Genomic DNA, 17,791 nt, shown 5'->3' on the forward strand with positions numbered 1-17,791 from the left:
CAGGTATAATCAAATTTATTTTTTATCATTGTAACAATCAGGCCTGGTTATGCCTAGCCTCAAAACTAAAAAGCAAGTTAATGAGTTTTATTATTCACCGTATCAATGCGCTAACTGACAATTACATCTGGTTAATTGAAACGCCGAGCCAAGCTTGGGTCGTGGACCCAGGTGAAGCGCTGCCTGTCTTCAACAAACTCAACGAACTAAACCTCAGCCTTGCTGGCATACTGCTCACCCATCATCACTATGACCACACCGATGGCGTGATCTCGCTACTGACTCAGTTTCCGGATGCACGCGTATTTGCAGGTCATCAGATGCAAAAACCTTATATTACCGATTTTGTTCGAGAAGGTGATCAGATTGATTTAGATGGCATTCCATTAAACATACTTGAAACACCGGGCCACACGCTGGATCATATTGCCCTTTATAATAATCAGGTACTCTTTAGTGGTGATACCTTATTTGCAGGCGGATGTGGTCGCGTATTTGAAGGCACTTCTGAGCAAATGGCGCAATCCTTGCTTAAATTGCGCGATTTAAATGATACGCTCGCTGTTTACTGCGGGCATGAATATACCCTAGCAAATATGAATTTTGCACGCATCGCCGAACCGATGAATCCAGCGGTGATTGAGCGTCGTAATGAGGTGAGAAATAAGCGATTAAACAACCAGGCCTGTGTGCCCTCGACGCTTGGGATAGAAAAACAAACCAATCCGTTTTTGCGTTTTGACCTTGAACCCTTAGCTAACGTATTACGCAACAAAACAGGGACTGACAACCCCATGACAACAACAGATTTATTCACCGCCTGCCGAGGCTGGAAAGATCAACTAGACAGAACAGACTTATTAGATGACATCTCCTAACAAAAACCTGATCAAGCCACTTGCGTTAGCGATTTTTACGCTATTATTAACCGCTTGCCAGACCACTGGGCAGCGACAAATGCAGCAAGACAAGGCCGCCGAACAAGCCGGCTCAGCGAGTAAACTGCAATCTGACACAGCACTTGATCGTGCACGCCGACAGCATGCCGAAGGCTACTTAATACGCACTGATCAAGTCAATCTTGATGAGCTCGCCTATGACGAACTAATCAAATCGTCCATCACCCCCTTACCCTTTGACCTACCTGCAACAGAGCCCCGAGACAACTTATGGGATGAGCTTGCGGACCAATTTCATCTAATGGAAGCTAACCAAAGCCTATTCCAAGACTACCTGGCCTTTTACTTAAATAATAAACGGCACTTAGAACGCGTATCCATGCGTGCGCAACCCTATCTTCATTTTATCTACGAAGCAATTGAAAACCGCGGCATGCCTTATGAAATCGCCATGCTGCCGATTATTGAAAGCGCGTTTTACCCTTATGCGCGCTCGAATATGAGCGCCGTTGGTTTATGGCAATTCATTCCCTCTACTGGCAAAATGTTTGATTTGCACCAAAACTGGTGGTTTGACGGTCGCCAGGATGTTTACTTAAGCACGCATGCCGCATTAGATTATCTTGAAACCCTGTATGAGCGCAATAACCAAGATTGGTTCTTGGCCCTCGCTTCCTATAACGCCGGTTATGGTCGCATTTTACAAGCTACCGCACGTTTAAAGCGAGCCGATCCGAATGCCGAAATTAACTACTGGAATATTCGCCCTTACCTGCCCACTGAAACGCGTCATTACGTACCGCAACTGCTCGCGGTAAGCTATCTGATAAAGCACCATGAAAAATACGAACTAAACATTCACCCTATTGCCAATGAACCTCACTTAACACTCATTGAAATCGATCGACAAATCGACCTGAATAAAGCCGCAGAAATGGCCGGTCTTTCAAAAGAGTTATTCAGACACCTTAACCCGGGCTATCTAAAAAGCATCACGCCGCCCGATGGCCCACACCACCTATTAATACCCCTGAGCCACGAAGCGTCATTTAAGCAACAGCTTGGCGAAAACAGCCGCCTTTTTGATATTCAATGGGCACGACACGACATCAAGCCCGGCGAAACACTGGGGGGGATTGCTATGCGCTACAAAACATCCGTCAATCAAATTCGTCAATTAAACAACCTTCGTGGAAACATGATTCGTGCCGGACACACCCTGCTCATCCCGGTACCTGCTGACCAATATCAAAGCGTCACCCAATTGGCTCAAGAACCATCAGCCACCCAAACATCCAACACCTATCGAGTTCATTCCGTAGCGCGCGGAGAATCACTCTCAACGATTGCCCAATCCTACGGCATCAGCCTGACGGACTTAATCAAGTGGAACAATCTAAACCCTAACACGCCGTTACAAATCGCTCAGCCTCTCAAAATAAAAAGTGATAAATTTGGCCATCAACTGCAACACACTGTACGAGAAGGTGAAAGCCTATGGCGCATTGCAAGACGCTATAATGTCAGTGTGGCCGATTTACGCAGCTGGAATAAACTGTCCAACACGAGTCTTATTCGTCCAGGCACAGAACTGACTATTTGGCAATCCGCTCCATCTAATATTTACACTGTTAAGCATGGCGACACCATTTGGGATATTGCGCGCACCTATAACGTGAGCAGAACAGCGCTTATGCGCCATAACAATCTTGCAGAAAACCAGTTCTTACGACCAGGCCAAATATTACGCATCCCCGGACAAAGCTAACCCGACATGTACAGCGCGCCTAGCCTATGAGATTCAAATCATTGTTATTCTGTATCATGACAGGGCTGTTACCTCTCCATGCTTACAGCCAACTTAGCGAAGCGCAACAAGATTTTTTAACGGGGATTGAATACCTCAAACAAGGCGATAGGGAGAATGCAAATCGAATTAAAGCGCGCCTTCAAACCCACCCACTTTACCCTATTTTTTTACATCAAGACATGGTTCGCCAACTAGATAAAACACCTAGTTTTGTGATAGAGGGATTTTTAAACAACTACTCGCACCTTGCCGTCGCGCAACGCCTTACTGAAAGTTGGATAAAGCATCTGGATGAACAGAATAACTGGCCCCTTCTTCTCAAACAAGTTAGCGACCCACAACACATAAGAACCGAGCTGCAATGCGCCTATTACCAAGCTCAACTACAAACCCAAGCTGATGATTTTATTTTAGAAAACGCACAAACGCTTTGGCTATCTCAACTCGCATCCACTAAACCCTGTCAACGACTAGAAGCCCAACTACTTAAAACAAACCAGCTACCGAGTTGGATTATTTGGCAAAAAATTGAAAGCGCGTTTCAAACCAATCAAGCTGATGTCGCCCAAGCACTCGCGCGCCACCTTTCAACATCTGACCGTCAAGCCGTAACGCAATGGCTAGACTTTCACAACAACCCAAAAAAACTCATGCTTACACTACCAAACTTAGAATCGGCTTTTTTAAATCGAAAAATATTCCTTCACAGTCTAAACCGGCTCGCCAACATCGAACCACAAACAGCCCAACAACTACTACAGCTTCACCAACAGCGCTACCAGATCCACACCGATGAACAAAAAACCATTCTACGCACCGCAAGCCTACGCCTCTTTATTCGTGATGATGAAGAGGCAAAACACTTTTTGCATGACTACAACCAGCAGCACTCAGACGCAGACAGTCTACGCTGGCAAGCACAAATTTCCCTGCGCCAATCTGACTGGAAAACACTCCAACTTACCCTAGAAAAAATGGATACCACTCAACAACAACAAGCTAAATGGCAATATTGGCGCGCACGCAGCTATCAACAACTCGGGCACCCTCAGCAAGCTAGACATATTTTTCAACAATTGGCGCAGCAACGTAATTACTACGGTTTTCTAGCGGCAGACCAGCTTAACATGCCCTACCGCCTGGACAGCCAACCCAACCCATCAACAGAACAGTTAGCCGCCACTAGAAAAAAATACCCGGCACTCGACCTGATTGAAAACCTACTAGCCGTAGGCTGGCGGGTTTTCGCCACCCGCGAATGGAACCACTTGCTCAACCAAGCCGATCAAAATGATTTAACCGCGATTGCCCAAATCGCGCACGATTGGCAACATCATGTATTTGCCTTTCGCGCACTGGCGCAAGGCCAACAATGGGATCAGCTGACTTTACGCTTCCCTACCCCCTACCAACAACCTGTCATGCAAAACGCCGATAAAAACCAACTTGACCCCGCTTGGATCTACAGCATTATGCGTCGAGAAAGCGCGTATCAAACCGACATTCGATCCTCGGCTGGTGCGGTTGGGCTGATGCAACTACGCCCTAGCACCGCTAGATACATCGGTCGCCAAAACGGTCTACCTCGCCAAACCTACCAAAACCTCACCGATGCTCAATCCAATATCGAGCTTGGCTCAGCTTATCTAGCCTACCTGATGAACAAATTTGATGGTCATATCGTTAAAGCGACCGCCGCCTATAACGCCGGCCCCAGACGGGTTGAAAACTGGACAGCCACCATCGACCTGCTCGATGCCGATCAATGGATTGACAGCATCCCCTTCACCGAAACACGCCGCTATGTCAAAGCCGTACTCGAACACAAAATCATTTTTGGCAAACTACTAGAGCAAAAGCCACAACGCCTCTCTCACCTAATGCAACCAATCCAGGAGCCTGTCACAGGATCCTAGCGCACATACTAATCTAGCTTCGTCAACAACCAGGCCTGGTGGATTTTGGGGCTGCGTTTAAAGTCTTCTGGCAAGGTTTTACGGGTAATATCCTCAATCTGCCAAGCGGATAACGCGTCCTTATCCAGCTTAAACTTCTGCATATTATTGGAAAACACCAAAGTGCCGCCAGACGCGAGTAACGCCCCCGCCTGTTCAATCAATTCAACATGGTCACGCTGAATATCCAGCACGCCCTCCATCCGTTTAGAGGTTGAAAACGACGGTGGATCTAAAAAAATCACATCAAACGGGTCCATTTTGGGTGGATTTTTCAACCAAGCCACCACATCTTCTTGCAACAGCTCATGGCGTCTGAGATCAATGTCATTGGTCATGAAATTATGCTTAGCCCAATACAAATAGGTTTTCGACATATCCACACTCAGCGAGTTATTCGCCCCCGCAACGGCGGCCTGTGCCGTCGCCGTTGCGGTATAGCAGAATAGGTTCAACAGGTCTTTGCCCTTGGATAGCTTCGCGACCAACGCGCGCACATCACGGTGATCTAAAAACAAGCCAGTATCCAAATAATCGGTAAAGTTCACCCGCACCTTGGTGTTGTTTTCGATGGTGGTGAAATAATCTTTGCGTTCTTCCAGTTTTTCATACTGGCTGCTGCCTTTTTGCTTCTGGCGCATTTTATACACCACCCGCTCAGCCGCAATGCCAAACACCTCAGGCAATACCGCCATCGCTTCATACAAACGTCGTTTAGCCTTGGCGGCATTCACCGTTTTCGGCGGTGCATATTCATTCACCACCAACCACTCGCCCGCTTCAAGCGTATGATAATAATCAATCGCTAAGGCATATTCCGGCATGTCCGCATCATAGACCCGGTACGCCAGCACCTTATTGCGATCCGCCCACTTACGCAGGGTTTTTAAGTTTTTTCGCAGCCGATTAGCAAACATTTGCGCGCCTTCCGTTTGCGCCAAATCGGCCATCGAACTTTCTACTTCCGCCGCTAAATCCGCCCCCGCTTTTAACGCCGGTTGACGGAAAAATTCTTCTTCAACCTCAAAGCGGAACAACTTACATTCCATCGCACCATTAAAAAACGCATGGTCTCGCTTGGCTTTTAAACCTAAATACAAGCCCAGCTCCTTGTTACAAGTAAGCACCGCCGCCTGCCAACCGACAAAACTGCGTTTTAAGGTTTCGCCAATTTGCACATACAAGGCTTTGACTTCATCTTCCTCACCCAAGCGCTCACCATAAGGTGGATTAGTCACTACCAGGCCTGGTTGCAGATCATCCATTGGCTTGGCTTGATTAACCGGCAAGATATCCACTTTAATCACATCGGCATAACCCGCTTGTTGCAACGCTTGGCGCGCAATTTTCACCGCGCCGCCATGCGCATCCGAGCCGTAAATCGGTGGAATCTTCGCTAAACCCGCCAACTCACGTGCTTGCGCATCCTTAACCAGCTCATCCCAAACATCACGCTGATGGCCTAACCAAGATAAAAAACCCATATCATGGGATTTAGCCAGACCCGGTGCGGTGTCCGATGCAATCATCGCCGCTTCAATTAAAAATGTACCCGAGCCACACATCGGATCAACCAATGCCGCGCCCTGCTCGGCCAGCTGCGGCCAACCCGCGCGAATTAATATCGCCGCCGCCACATTTTCTTTCAATGGTGCTTTAACCTGCTGACCTTCACGATAACCGCGTTGATGCAGGCTATGCCCCGACAAATCCAAACTCAGGGTAAATTGATTACGATTTAAATGACCATGCAACTGAATATCGGGATATTCACGATCGACCGCTGGGCGATTGCCTGTGGTATCGCGGAAATAATCAACAATCGCATCTTTGATTTTCAACGCGCCAAAGTGCGTGTGCTCAATACCCATCCCTTTGCCGGTAAACGAAATCGCAAAACTATGATCTTCACTCATGTGACGTGCCCAATCGAGCGAGCGCACATTTGCATACAAATCTTCTTGGGTATCCAGCTCGGATTCTAACAAAACCAAATAAACATGATTCGCCAACCGCGACCATAAACAGGCGCGATAACCATCGACTAACCCACCCTCAAAACTCACGCCTCTGGGCTGGGCTTTAACAGACTGCGCCCCCAGTGCTTGCAGTTCTTCTTTTAACAGTTCAGATAAGCCATTTGGCGCAGTAGCAAAAAATTTCATCGGTTTTTCTCGATCATAAATAAAATTAAGGCTAATTTTACGCTTTTTAACATCAAGGTTTCGGTAAAATGTGACCACATCCATCAAATTGAGATATTAACCCTATGTTCATCGTTTATTCTAGACGCATAAAGTCCTTGTTTGTTGCACTCGGGCTACTTGGTTTATTCGCTTCATTTAACCTAGCCGCCCAAACGCTACCCCTGACGGCCGCTGACGAGCAGGCATTCCAAGCCTGGATAACCAACGACCTTAAACCCCGAGCCAGAGCCGAAGGCATTTCACCCGCCACCCTCGACAAAGCGTTTGAAAATGTCAAACTCAATCAGCGCGTGCTTGAACTGGATCGCCATCAGCCGGAATTTACCCGCACTTTTTGGCAATACCTAGAATCCGCCGTCAGTGATTGGCGTATCAAACGTGGCAAAGAAATGCTAGCCACCCACCAAAAACTGCTGGATGAAGTCACCGAAAAATACGGTATCCCAGGTCGTTTCTTAGTCGCTTTTTGGGGACTAGAAACCAACTATGGTAATTTTACAGGCAGCTTCCCGGTCATCGAGTCACTCGCCACCCTATCCTATGATCAACGCCGCAGTACGTTTTTCACCAAGCAGTTAATCTATGCCCTGCAAATTTTAGACGAAGGCCATATCCCGTTTGAGCAAATGAAAGGCTCATGGGCGGGCGCGATGGGACAAACGCAATTCATGCCTTACAACTACTTGCGCTATACCGTTGATGCCGACAATACGGGGCGCAAAGACATGTGGAATAGTATGGAGGATGTATTTCACTCCTCAGGTAATTTTTTGCAAAACCTCGGCTGGAAACGCGAAGAAACTTGGGGACGTGAAGTTAGCCTGCCAAAGAATTTTGATTTTGCCATTGCCGATGGCCGTACTCAGCGCCCGTTAGCGGAATGGCAGCAAATGGGCATCAGACAAGCAGACGGCTCCCATCTACCTTCTGCCGATATTTCAGCGGCACTCCTTATTCCTAGCGACTATCGTGGACCAGCCTTTTTGGTTTATCACAACTTCAACGTGATCAAGCGTTGGAATATGTCGAATAACTACGCTATAGCCGTTGGGCATCTGGCCGATAGAATTATTGACGCCCCGACCTTAGTAGCTAAGAAACCAGCCGATGATGCAGCGCTAACGCGGGCGCAGATCATTGACATGCAACAACGCTTAAATCAGTTAGGCTATGATGTGGGTGGCGCCGATGGTATTCCAGGTGCGCGAACACGCGCTGGCATCCGTGCGTTCCAGGCAACTCACAATATTCCTGCCGACGGTGCGCCGACAATGAATATGCTAAACCGCTTGCAAAAAGCAACTCAAGCCAACCAAGCAACTCAAACCACCCGATAAATAAACAGGACAAATTGAAGCGCAGATCATGAACACACAAAACACGGATAATACAGCTAACAAACCACTGTTTTTTCGTTTTTTACATTCTCCGCTTGGGTTAGGCTATGCGCTTTGGAAATCCCAAGCACGTAGCGTCAAGCTCGACCATCGACTTTGGCGTAAGCTTAAACAATTTAACCAAGCGAACAAGCCACTCTAATTTTTGACCCATTTTTTATCTACAAAGGCAAACCATGTTGATGTTCAAGCCCGTTTACCCGATTCTATTTATCAGTGCATTCAGCTTAAGTCTGGTTAGCGGTTGTAAACAACAGCCTGATCCTCCTTCAACCGACAACCCGCCTTTTGTTTTGGTATCTCAGGTGCAACAGGCTGGCGAACAACATCAAACGCTACTCGGTCATATCGAAGCACAAAGCCAGACCAAATTAAGTTTCCAAATACCCGGCCTAGTGACAAAACGCCATGTGCAAATTGGCGACAGCGTGCGTGCAGGTCAAACACTGATTCAACTAGACGCCACGGATTTAACGCTCAAGCAACGTGCGGCACAAGCGAATCTCAATGCGACAGAATCCGAACTTAAGCTTGCCCAAACCGAAGCCAAACGTGCGCAAGACTTGCTTAATCGCAACCTAGTTTCGCAACAGGACTTTGACCGCGCTCAAAACCAAGTGACCACCCTGCAGCAACGTTTAGTGGCACTGCAGCGCGAATTAGATCTGGTGAAACGTCAACTGGATTATGCTGAACTAAGCTCCCCAGTAAACGGCTTGGTGCAATTCATCCAAGCGGAACCAGGCCTGGTTGTGCAACCCGGTCAAACGCTGATTGAAATCTTCAGTCAACAGCAGGATATTCTGGTTAAACTGCCTGAATCACGCATCGCTTCAGCCAAACAACAAGGCTTCCTTCAACTACCAACGGGCGAACAAATACCGGTTAGCTTACGTGAAACCACACCCGCGGCCGATTCCGCTTCAAAAACCTGGACACTTCGCTATGCGCTGCCCGAAAACACACAACTAAAACTCGGACAAACAGCCAAACTGGTTTTTAGCACGCCAGAGCAACAGCTTAAACTGCCTAAATCAGCGGTATTCGATCTTGGGCAAGGCACTGGCGTTTGGCTTTACCAAGACGGCCGCATTCAATTTAAACCAGTTAAGGTCACTCAACTAACGCAAGACTTTGCTTTTGTGCAAGCTGACCTCAGCCCCAATGCCCAGGTTGTCAGCGCGGGTGTCCACCTGCTTAAAGCCGGACAAAAAGTACAAACCCGTCAGCTGCAGGAGCCAACGCTATGATGCAGCGGTTTAACCTATCGGCCTGGGCGGTGCGTGAACGCGCCTTGACCCTTTACTTTATTTTAATCGTCGCACTGGCTGGGCTTTATGCTTTTGTCAGCTTAGGCCGTGCGGAAGACCCGATTTTCACGATTAAAGTCATGACCGTTTCGGCTATTTGGGAAGGCGCCACGGCTGAACAAATGCAACAACAGGTCGCCGACCGACTTGAAAAACGCCTGCAAGAAGTGCCCTATTTTGACCGAGTGGAAACCACCGCCCGGCCAGGTCAGTTGAATATGCAAATTCAATTTCTTGACCAAACCCCCAAACACGAAGTACAAAACGTGTTTTATCAAGTACGCAAACGTATGCTGGATGAAGCGAGTTTTCTACCTGCTGGTGTCCAAGGGCCGTTTGTTAACGATGATTTTTCTGATGTCTATTACAGCCTCTATGCCCTCACCGCCCCCGAGCTTCAAGCCTTTCAACTGATTGAACCTGCCGAACAAATACGCAACCAACTCCTGCGCGTGCCGGGTGTGCAAAAAGTCAATTTAATTGGAGAGCGGCCCCAGCAGGTATTTATTGAGCTGGATATTGAACGTCTGAGCCAAATGGCGATTAACCCCTCACAAATCTTTGCCGAAATCGAAGCCCACAACCGCCTCACCCCTTCAGGACAAATTGACACCCAAGCCGCGCGGGTTTATCTGCGCATGAATAGTCAGTTAAACGACTTGAGCCGACTCGAAAATCTGCCTATGTCCATTCAAGGTGATCAGTTCCAGCTCAAAGACATTGCCCAAGTCAGCCGAGGGTACCAAGACCCGCCACAATACCTGGTGCGTGATCAAGGCCAAGAAGCGCTGCTAATCGGTGTCATTATGCAAACTGGTTACAATGGCTTAACCCTAGGTAAAGACCTAGAAAAGCTTGAGCAACAGCTTACCCAACACCTGCCGTTAGGTTTTGAGTTAGAAAAAATCACCAACCAAGCCGATGCCATTAGTCAGGCGATTGACGAATTCCAACTCAAGTTCCTCGTCGCCCTCGGCGTGGTAATGCTGGTCAGCTTTTTAGCCCTCGGCTTACGAGCAGGCCTGGTGGTCGCCCTCGCGGTGCCACTCACACTGGCAATTACGTTTTTTATTATGATGATGACCGGTAAAAATCTCGACCGCATTACCCTTGGCGCTTTAATCCTGGCGCTCGGTTTATTGGTTGACGATGCGATTATTGCCATTGAAATGATGCTCGTCAAAATCGAAGAAGGACTGGATAAAATCCAAGCCGCCTCCTATGCCTGGTCGGTAACCGCGATGCCTATGTTAATCGGTACCTTAATTACCGCTGTGGGTTTTGTACCGATTGGTTTTGCCGCCTCGAATGTCGGCGAATATGCCGGTAATATTTTCTGGGTATTGGCGATTTCTTTGACTGCTTCTTGGTTTGTTGCCGTGATCTTTACCCCTTACTTAGGGGTTAAATTCCTCAAAGATCCCATAGCCGCTAAAGAACTAGGCAGGCCTGGTTATGAAATTCAGCATTTAGACCCTTATCAATCCAAAGGCTATCGGGCGTTACGCGCGATTATAACCGCCTGTGTGCATCAGCGTAAAACGGTATTGTTCGCCACCTTTTTGTTGTTTGTGCTATCAATAGTCGGCATGGCAAAGTTAGTGGAAAAACAATTCTTTCCTAGTTCAGACCGTCCCGAATTAATGATTGATATCTATCTACCAGAAGGCACCTCCATTGGCGTCACCGACCAGCTTGCGCAACGCATGGAAACCCTGATTGCAGACCAACCTGAAGTCCGTACCCTTTCAAGCTACATTGGCGCAGGCGCACCGCGCTTTTTTATGGCGCTAAACCCTGAGCTACCCAACCCGGCTTTTGCCAAAATTATCGCCATTACCGGTGATCGCGATCAGCGCGATGCGCTTCAAGCGCGCTTACAAGGCTGGATTGATCAGGGTGAATTTGCTGAAGCACGTGTCCGTGTTCATCCGTTGCTCTATGGTCCTCCAGTACCTTGGCCGGTTACCTTCCGCGTAATGGGCGATGACCCGTTGGTCTTGCGCGAGATTGCCAACCAAGTTCAAACCATTATGGAACGCCACCCGCAAACCATCCAGCCGCACTTGGAATACGGACAACGCACACCGGTTATCCTGTTGGATTATGACCCACAGCATCTGGAAAACCTCGGCTTTAACCCATTGGACGTGCAACAGCAACTCAATTTCATCCTACAGGGTCAAACCATCAGCCAACTGCGCCATCAAACGCGCAGCGTTCAACTCATCGCGCGTGCGCCCGCTGAGGCACGGTTAAATCTAGAACAGCTGGGCAATCTACCGCTTAAAAACCTAAAGGGTGAAAGCTTCCCTTTAGACGCACTAGTCAACCTGAGGATAGACTATGAGGAACCGGTGCTTAAACGTCGAAACCGCACGCCTTATCTATCGGTTAATAGCGAAATCCGCGCTGGCGCTCAGCCGCCTGATGTGACCATGCAAATCTGGCCTGAACTGCAACAACTTAACCAAACCCTACCTCTGGGCTATAGCGTTGAAATCGGCGGTTCGGTCGAAGAGTCAGGCAAAGCACAAAACTCCATTCGTGCACTAATGCCCGTGATGGTGATTCTGATGTTTACCTTAGTGATGCTAATAATGCGCTCGTTTAGTGGCATGTTCATGGTGATCCTCACCGCGCCGCTCGGTTTAATTGGTGCGGTGATGGCACTGCTGATCTTCTCACAACCGTTTGGCTTTGTGGCAACCCTGGGGCTTATTGGTTTGGCAGGGATTTTAATGCGTAACACGCTGATTCTGGTCGGTCAAATTGACGACAACAAACGTCAAGGACTCAGTGATTACGACGCGGTGATCGACGCCACAGTGCGCCGTGCGCGCCCCGTTGTCCTAACCGCTTTAGCCGCCGTGTTAGCGTTTATTCCACTTACAACTTCGACCTTCTGGGGGCCGCTTGCGTATGTGTTGATTGGCGGTATTACAATGGGCACCCTACTCACGCTCCTATTCTTACCCGCACTCTACAGTGCGTGGTTTAAGGTAAGAGCCGCCTAGCTCGATATCCGCTTCCTACGCCTGTGCTTTAATGCGGATTAAAGCACAGTAATACCTAAGTTCTTGCAAAAAATAAATCTTGCCCTACAATAGCGCACATCATTTAGGTGCGCGGTTTCAATACCGCGTTAAACGGGAAGAGTCGTACGAACGAAAACCTCGTTCAAATCGAACGCTGCCCCCGCAACGGTGATGGAGAAGACTTTCAAACAAACCACTGGTTCAAACAGGTGCAAGCCACTGAACTGGGAAGGTGAAAGAAACCGCTCCTCAGCCCGGATACCGGCCTAGTGAGCCGGCTAAATTTAATTTAGTCAACAACCTATTGCGGTGGGCAATACGGCAGCTTGTAAAATTTTCAACCTTGAAATGCCTGAATCGTATCAGGATAAGTCCGTTTTGCCTTCGTTCATAATTTTTAAATATGAATTGAAGGAAATTTCCATGTTAACAACAGCAACACGTTTTAAAATTAAACCTCTAATCGCCGTCTTATGTCTATCACCAGGCCTGGCCATCGCCGACAATCCATTATCACAGATTGTGGTAACCGCCAGTAACACCGAACAAACCGAGCGCAGCGTCACTGCCAATATGTCAGTTATAACACGTAAAGAGATTGAGGCTAAACAATATCAAACCCTAACCGAAGCCTTAACCTCTGTACCCGGAGTCAGCCTTAGCCTAAGCGGTGGCCTTGGTCATGCTTCAAGTGTCTTTATTCGCGGTTCCAACCGCGTTCTTGTACTGTTAAATGGTGTTCCGCTCAATGACCCGACAAGCATCAATAACACCGCACTATTTGAATCCATGCAACTTTCAGATGTTGAAAGAATTGAAATCGTCCGAGGTGGGCAATCCTCAATTTGGGGAGCGAATGCCGCTGCGGGGGTAATTAACATCATCAGCCGACAAACCGAACACCCCCATCAGGTTGAAGCCAGCCTTACCCGTGGTAATCACGGCTACCAGCAGTTAGCCACCACCCTAGGTGTACGTAATGAGCAAGCTGACTTCACTTACCACTTTTCTAACACGCAATCTGATGGCTTTAGCCAAATGAAACCCTACAAAGGTGATGAAACACAATTTGAACGTGATGGATTTGATCAAACGGATGTATCACTCGCTATCGGCATTAATCCCACCAAAAATCAACGACTGGTCGCTTTTGTTAAAAATAGTGACATGCAAGCGGATTACGATTCCAATTGGTCCGGTGGGCCTGACGATGATGCATCAACTCGCTCAATCAACACCCAAGTTCGCCAACTAAACTATCAGATTCAATTGGATCAAGTTCAGGTTAAAGCCTGGGTTAATGAAACAGATCTTGAACGAAATGAAGCGGGCTGGTTATCTGCGGGCAAACAGAATCAAAAGGCACTGCAAATCGAAAGTCACTATGCGAATAATGCAAACGCACACATTATTCTTGCCGAAAACAACAGTGAGTCTGAAAGCTCAAACCTAAAGATTAACAACAAAACCATTGGCTTATATAATCAAAACCAATTTAATCGTTTGACTTTAAACCAAGCGCTACGACATGACGAATACAACGCCTTTCAAGATAAAACCACAGGACGGCTTGGTGCTGGCTACCAAATTAACCCCGCTATTCGATTGTTCGCCAATATCGGAACCGCTTATACCGCCCCAACGCTTTTTCAGCTAACACAAGGCACCACTGAAAACTTAAAACCAGAAGAAACGCAAGATTGGGATATTCGACTTGAAGCTTGGGGCTTAGGTATTACTTACTTTAAAAGTGAAGTTCGAAATATGATTGACTATGGCTCATCGGGCACTTGGGACATCGACTACACTGACTTTTACTACAACCTTAATGGTAAAAGTAAATTTAGTGGCTGGGAAATTGATTACGCACGTGATTTGAAGTCATTAAAAACGCAACTTGAACTTCAATTCACACAATTGGAGGCTAAAGACGATCAAGGAAAAACCTTGGCCAGAAGACCCGAACAATCAGCCTCGATGGATTTGCGTTTTTATGGTGTAAAAGACACACAAATCAACTGGCATACCCGCTATATTGGCACCAAATATGACTACCGTTCTAACGGAACCCAGCAAATTGGTGAGTATTTTGTTTCAGACTTAACCGCAAGCTATGCGTTAACAAAGCATATCGACTTACAGGCCAAAGTTAAAAACCTGTTTGATGAAGACTATACCGATGCAGTTGAAACCGCGACAGGCTCAACGCCCGATATTGTTTATGCCAATGGCGGCCGCCAATTTTTTGTAGGCATTCGCGCTGGGCTAAAATAAAACTTTAATTTAACCAACAACGCGTATTCCCCGTTGTCGTTCACAGCGGGGAAAGTATTAGAACTGCACGCGCTGTTCTAATAAATATGGCGTTGAGATCAACAAACAGAAAATAGAGAGCTAAGAGCCCTAAGTGATGGAAGTTACATGGGGGCCTATAAGTCTTGCGCCGACCATGGTCACTAATTGGTTAGGTTTAAATTTTGGGCGAAAAAAAAAGTGACCGAAATAGTTTTTAATTACTTCTAAGTCACTTTTTATTACTAAATTTGGTCGGGACAGTAGGATTTGAACCTACGACCCCCGCCACCCCATGACGGTGCTCTACCAGGCTGAGCCATGCCCCGAAACTTTGTGAGCTGTATTCTATATTAAAAAATAGAATATTCAAGCTAAAAAACACATTACCTTTGAAGTTAGGGCTTAGGTATTGTCTTGCCACTTACTTGATAAGCAAAAACCAGGACCTGCACCATCGCCTCATATAACACTGGCGGAATTTCACTATCTATTTCAACTTGACTGAGCATTTCAGTTAATGCCTGGTCTTGTTTTATAGGGATCCCTTTTTCACTTGCTATCTGCACAATTTTGTCAGCGATATGACCGGCACCTTTCGCTGTCACTTTTGGCGCACGGGTACCATCGTACTCTATACTAACTGCAAGCTTTGGTGCCTTCAAACACGCAACCCAAAATTAGACGCTAGCAAACTGAAACTTTGTTGATAAACCTAAGTTTGCAACACTAGACACAAATAGCTCACTGGGATTTAGCCACCTCAGCTTTAATCCTTTTTCAGCCAAGGATTCAACTACTACAAGCAACAACTGGATACCCGATGTATCAATTGTTTCTAGCGCTGACGCATCAATAGTCAATTCACCAGAGGCGTCAGCTATGGCTTTTTTCATCGCAACCATCTGCTCACTTGCATAGTGAATGGTAAGACTTTCGGGCAACTGAATAACTTGACTCATAAACGCTCCCTATAAGGCAAAATTTTAAAGTACACGCCCTATTACAGACAGTAACTTTTCTGGACTAAAGGGTTTTACGATCCAGCCTGTTGCGCCGGCATCTTTACCCTTTGTTTTCATATCACCTGAGGATTCAGTTGTTAAGCACAAAATAGGCGTAAACTTATAATTTGGCATAGCACGTAAAGCTGCAATTAACTCTATACCGTTCATATTGGGCATGTTAATGTCGGTTACAATCAGATCAAACTGCTCTGTTTTTGCAATCCCAAGTGCTACTGCACCATCTTCAGCTTCCGTAACATCATGACCTGCTGACTTTAAAGACATACCTACCATTTGACGCATAGATTTTGAATCATCAACCGCTAAGATTTTTGACATTTAACTTTCTCTCTATTTTTAAGTGTTTAACCCGTGGGGTATCGCTTTTCAAAGAATAATTTAGTTGAGATTTTACGCACAAACAAAGAATATGTAAAACATTAAACAACAAAAACCTGCTTTAACCCTACAAAAAAATAAATATAGCGCGTAATTTCACTAAAAAAGGCCTATCAATCTGTCAAGCGCAGATCTACTGGAGGCAAAAACGCCGGATTCGATTAAACCCACTAAACGACATGCGAACATCTCGCGAAGTTATGAAACATCTGGGCTAGGAGCCCGTCGGATTAAAGCCAATCGGCTGCAAAAAAGCTGGACTTGGCCATTTTTTACCCATTTCCTCGTCAAATAGCTCGCTATTCTCCTCGAAATTGAACAAAAACTGACTCAATCGAAGAAAGCGAAGCTAAACCAGACTTTTTTCGCTTCGACCGGTTTAGTCCGACAGGCTCCTAGGCCTTCACATTAATTAATTGATCGATTAAAGCAGGCTCGTAGGCGGCAAGCTTTCCCTGCTTCACGTCTAAATACGCTAAAACCAGGCCTGCGCGCTCAAACATATCTTTTAATATCGTCAAGTGTTGCTCAATTAACTTTACACCCGCGACGGATTCCATAAATAACTTGCAGTCAAAATAGCCTGTCTGCTGGTCATAACCTAAAACACATGCGCACCGTTCATCATGTATCGCCACAGAGAACTTTAACTGCCAACGTTTTTTTTTCGACTTCTCACTGGAAATCTCGACATCCAATTCTTCATATTCATTGGCTACATAAACAGGCAGTTGCACACTTAAGTCGGCAGGATTTTGCAATTGCAACAACTGACCTAAACTCACTTTATCAATCGCCTGCCCAACCAAGCTAAGCGCTTGCGCTATTGAGGGTGGCGTCTTAGCCTTTTCAGATGGGTTTGCCGTCAACAATGCGCGCAACTTATGTAGCTCGGCTTTTAGATCCTTATCCACCCCCTTACGCATCCCCTTGAGCCCCGACTCAAAAAACGAACCCGAATGTTCAATGGCGTGTTTTAGTTTTGATGCATTTAACTGGGAATCTAGCCGCAGAATTTGATGGAGAATAGCATTAATCTGCGCTTGTGCGGCAGGGGGTAAATGCGCGAAGAGCGGTGGGGAGGTTAGTTGACTCATGACATTGTTGAGACTCAATGCGTTAGGCAAAAGTTGACGGAAAAAAGCCTTTTCTAAAACAGATTCCTTTGCTACCGGTTCGCTCACGACCAAGCGAATTTGGCCCTCTACCTGCGCGACCCGAGCCATTAACGTTTGACCTGGCGTCAAAGCAAGCGCAGAGCTCGCTACCAGCGTTTGTCCGCCGACATCAAGCTTGATAGTTGAACTAGACACCTGGATTACGTTTAGACTCACCTGCTGGCCAACCACCCAGCCAAATCGCGCTAAGGACGCCTGTGAAATAGGGGCGAGCTGATTGGTTTTTAAACCTGATTCGGCGGAAAAATTGGTCAGCATCGCATTCATCCTTCAAATTTAAAGCCACATCATCAATTTTC

General features: G+C 46.8%; 13 protein-coding genes, 1 tRNA gene and 1 riboswitch. Of the genes, 8 read left to right on the plus strand and 6 right to left on the minus strand.

Translation table 11 applies throughout. The features are described from left to right. Positions 1-80: 80 nt before the first annotated feature. From gloB to NA59_RS14330, 3 genes are read left to right on the plus strand one after another with little or no spacing between them, the layout of a single operon-like run. Positions 81-878, plus strand: coding sequence for a hydroxyacylglutathione hydrolase (gene gloB, locus NA59_RS07910; protein ID WP_044410665.1), 798 nt, complete (start codon positions 81-83; stop codon positions 876-878). After that, on the plus strand, positions 865-2,667 hold the full coding sequence (locus tag NA59_RS07915) for a LysM peptidoglycan-binding domain-containing protein (RefSeq protein WP_044410667.1): 1,803 nt from the start codon (positions 865-867) through the stop codon (positions 2,665-2,667). Before gloB ends, NA59_RS07915 begins: the two co-directional genes overlap by 14 nt. Positions 2,668-2,693: 26 nt before the next feature. After that, positions 2,694-4,625 carry a lytic transglycosylase domain-containing protein gene (locus NA59_RS14330; RefSeq protein ID WP_083945016.1) on the plus strand — a complete coding sequence of 644 codons (1,932 nt, stop codon included), beginning with the start codon at positions 2,694-2,696 and terminating at the stop codon, positions 4,623-4,625. An 8-nt stretch (positions 4,626-4,633) separates the two neighbouring features. On the opposite strand, the gene rlmKL is transcribed toward NA59_RS14330, so the two are convergent. Continuing rightward, positions 4,634-6,829, minus strand: coding sequence for a bifunctional 23S rRNA (guanine(2069)-N(7))-methyltransferase RlmK/23S rRNA (guanine(2445)-N(2))-methyltransferase RlmL (gene rlmKL, locus NA59_RS07925; protein WP_044410742.1), 2,196 nt, complete (start codon positions 6,827-6,829; stop codon positions 4,634-4,636). Positions 6,830-6,933: 104 nt separating this feature from the next. On the opposite strand from rlmKL, the gene NA59_RS07930 reads away from it, so the two are divergent. From NA59_RS07930 to NA59_RS07945, 5 genes are all read left to right on the plus strand, one after another. After that, the gene (locus NA59_RS07930; protein ID WP_044410669.1) at positions 6,934-8,208 is read left to right on the plus strand and encodes a lytic murein transglycosylase; all 1,275 of its coding nucleotides are present in this window, start codon (positions 6,934-6,936) and stop codon (positions 8,206-8,208) included. 28 nt (positions 8,209-8,236) lie between these two features. After that, positions 8,237-8,410 (plus strand): hypothetical protein, encoded by a 174-nt coding sequence (locus NA59_RS15110; protein ID WP_157792573.1) that lies wholly within the window; start codon positions 8,237-8,239, stop codon positions 8,408-8,410. Between the two features lie 34 nt (positions 8,411-8,444). Beyond that, positions 8,445-9,518: an efflux RND transporter periplasmic adaptor subunit gene (locus tag NA59_RS07935; RefSeq protein ID WP_044410671.1), complete on the plus strand. Its 1,074-nt coding sequence runs from the start codon at positions 8,445-8,447 to the stop codon at positions 9,516-9,518. Beyond that, on the plus strand, positions 9,515-12,595 hold the full coding sequence (locus NA59_RS07940) for an efflux RND transporter permease subunit (protein ID WP_083945017.1): 3,081 nt from the start codon (positions 9,515-9,517) through the stop codon (positions 12,593-12,595). Before NA59_RS07935 ends, NA59_RS07940 begins: the two co-directional genes overlap by 4 nt. 87 nt (positions 12,596-12,682) lie before the next feature. After that, positions 12,683-12,900: riboswitch (cobalamin riboswitch) on the plus strand. A 139-nt stretch (positions 12,901-13,039) separates the two neighbouring features. Then, entirely contained in the window at positions 13,040-14,890 is a 1,851-nt protein-coding gene (locus NA59_RS07945) for a TonB-dependent receptor plug domain-containing protein (RefSeq protein ID WP_044410672.1), read from the plus strand. A 270-nt stretch (positions 14,891-15,160) separates the two neighbouring features. On the opposite strand, the gene NA59_RS07950 is transcribed toward NA59_RS07945, so the two are convergent. From NA59_RS07950 to NA59_RS07970, 5 genes are all read right to left on the minus strand, one after another. Then, positions 15,161-15,237: transfer RNA gene (locus NA59_RS07950), tRNA-Pro, on the minus strand. Between the two features lie 69 nt (positions 15,238-15,306). After that, positions 15,307-15,573: an EscU/YscU/HrcU family type III secretion system export apparatus switch protein gene (locus NA59_RS07955; protein WP_044410674.1), complete on the minus strand. Its 267-nt coding sequence runs from the start codon at positions 15,571-15,573 to the stop codon at positions 15,307-15,309. A gap of 15 nt (positions 15,574-15,588) precedes the next feature. After that, the gene (locus NA59_RS07960) at positions 15,589-15,870 is read right to left on the minus strand and encodes an STAS domain-containing protein (protein ID WP_044410676.1); all 282 of its coding nucleotides are present in this window, start codon (positions 15,868-15,870) and stop codon (positions 15,589-15,591) included. 24 nt (positions 15,871-15,894) lie between these two features. Continuing rightward, complete coding sequence (locus tag NA59_RS07965; protein WP_044410680.1) at positions 15,895-16,254, minus strand: response regulator; 360 nt, start codon at positions 16,252-16,254, stop codon at positions 15,895-15,897. Between the two features lie 455 nt (positions 16,255-16,709). Beyond that, the gene (locus NA59_RS07970; protein WP_044410683.1) at positions 16,710-17,750 is read right to left on the minus strand and encodes a hypothetical protein; all 1,041 of its coding nucleotides are present in this window, start codon (positions 17,748-17,750) and stop codon (positions 16,710-16,712) included. Positions 17,751-17,791: the final 41 nt, after the last annotated feature.

Source organism: Thiomicrospira microaerophila (assembly GCF_000934765.1).
GTDB lineage: Bacteria > Pseudomonadota > Gammaproteobacteria > Thiomicrospirales > Thiomicrospiraceae > Thiomicrospira > Thiomicrospira microaerophila.

Bases quoted from the DNA above. Each gene is read 5' to 3' on its own strand.
- NA59_RS07915 (WP_044410667.1), top strand. From the start codon at position 865: ATGACATCTCCTAACAAAAACCTGATCAAGCCACTTGCGTTAGCGATT.
- NA59_RS07935 (WP_044410671.1), top strand. From the start codon at position 8,445: ATGTTGATGTTCAAGCCCGTTTACCCGATTCTATTTATCAGTGCATTC.
- NA59_RS07965 (WP_044410680.1), bottom strand. From the start codon at position 16,254: ATGTCAAAAATCTTAGCGGTTGATGATTCAAAATCTATGCGTCAAATG.
- NA59_RS15110 (WP_157792573.1), top strand. From the start codon at position 8,237: ATGAACACACAAAACACGGATAATACAGCTAACAAACCACTGTTTTTT.
- NA59_RS07960 (WP_044410676.1), bottom strand. From the start codon at position 15,870: ATGAGTCAAGTTATTCAGTTGCCCGAAAGTCTTACCATTCACTATGCA.
- gloB (WP_044410665.1), top strand. From the start codon at position 81: ATGAGTTTTATTATTCACCGTATCAATGCGCTAACTGACAATTACATC.
- NA59_RS07945 (WP_044410672.1), top strand. From the start codon at position 13,040: ATGTTAACAACAGCAACACGTTTTAAAATTAAACCTCTAATCGCCGTC.
- NA59_RS07970 (WP_044410683.1), bottom strand. From the start codon at position 17,750: ATGCTGACCAATTTTTCCGCCGAATCAGGTTTAAAAACCAATCAGCTC.
- NA59_RS07940 (WP_083945017.1), top strand. From the start codon at position 9,515: ATGATGCAGCGGTTTAACCTATCGGCCTGGGCGGTGCGTGAACGCGCC.
- NA59_RS14330 (WP_083945016.1), top strand. From the start codon at position 2,694: ATGAGATTCAAATCATTGTTATTCTGTATCATGACAGGGCTGTTACCT.
- rlmKL (WP_044410742.1), bottom strand. From the start codon at position 6,829: ATGAAATTTTTTGCTACTGCGCCAAATGGCTTATCTGAACTGTTAAAA.
- NA59_RS07930 (WP_044410669.1), top strand. From the start codon at position 6,934: ATGTTCATCGTTTATTCTAGACGCATAAAGTCCTTGTTTGTTGCACTC.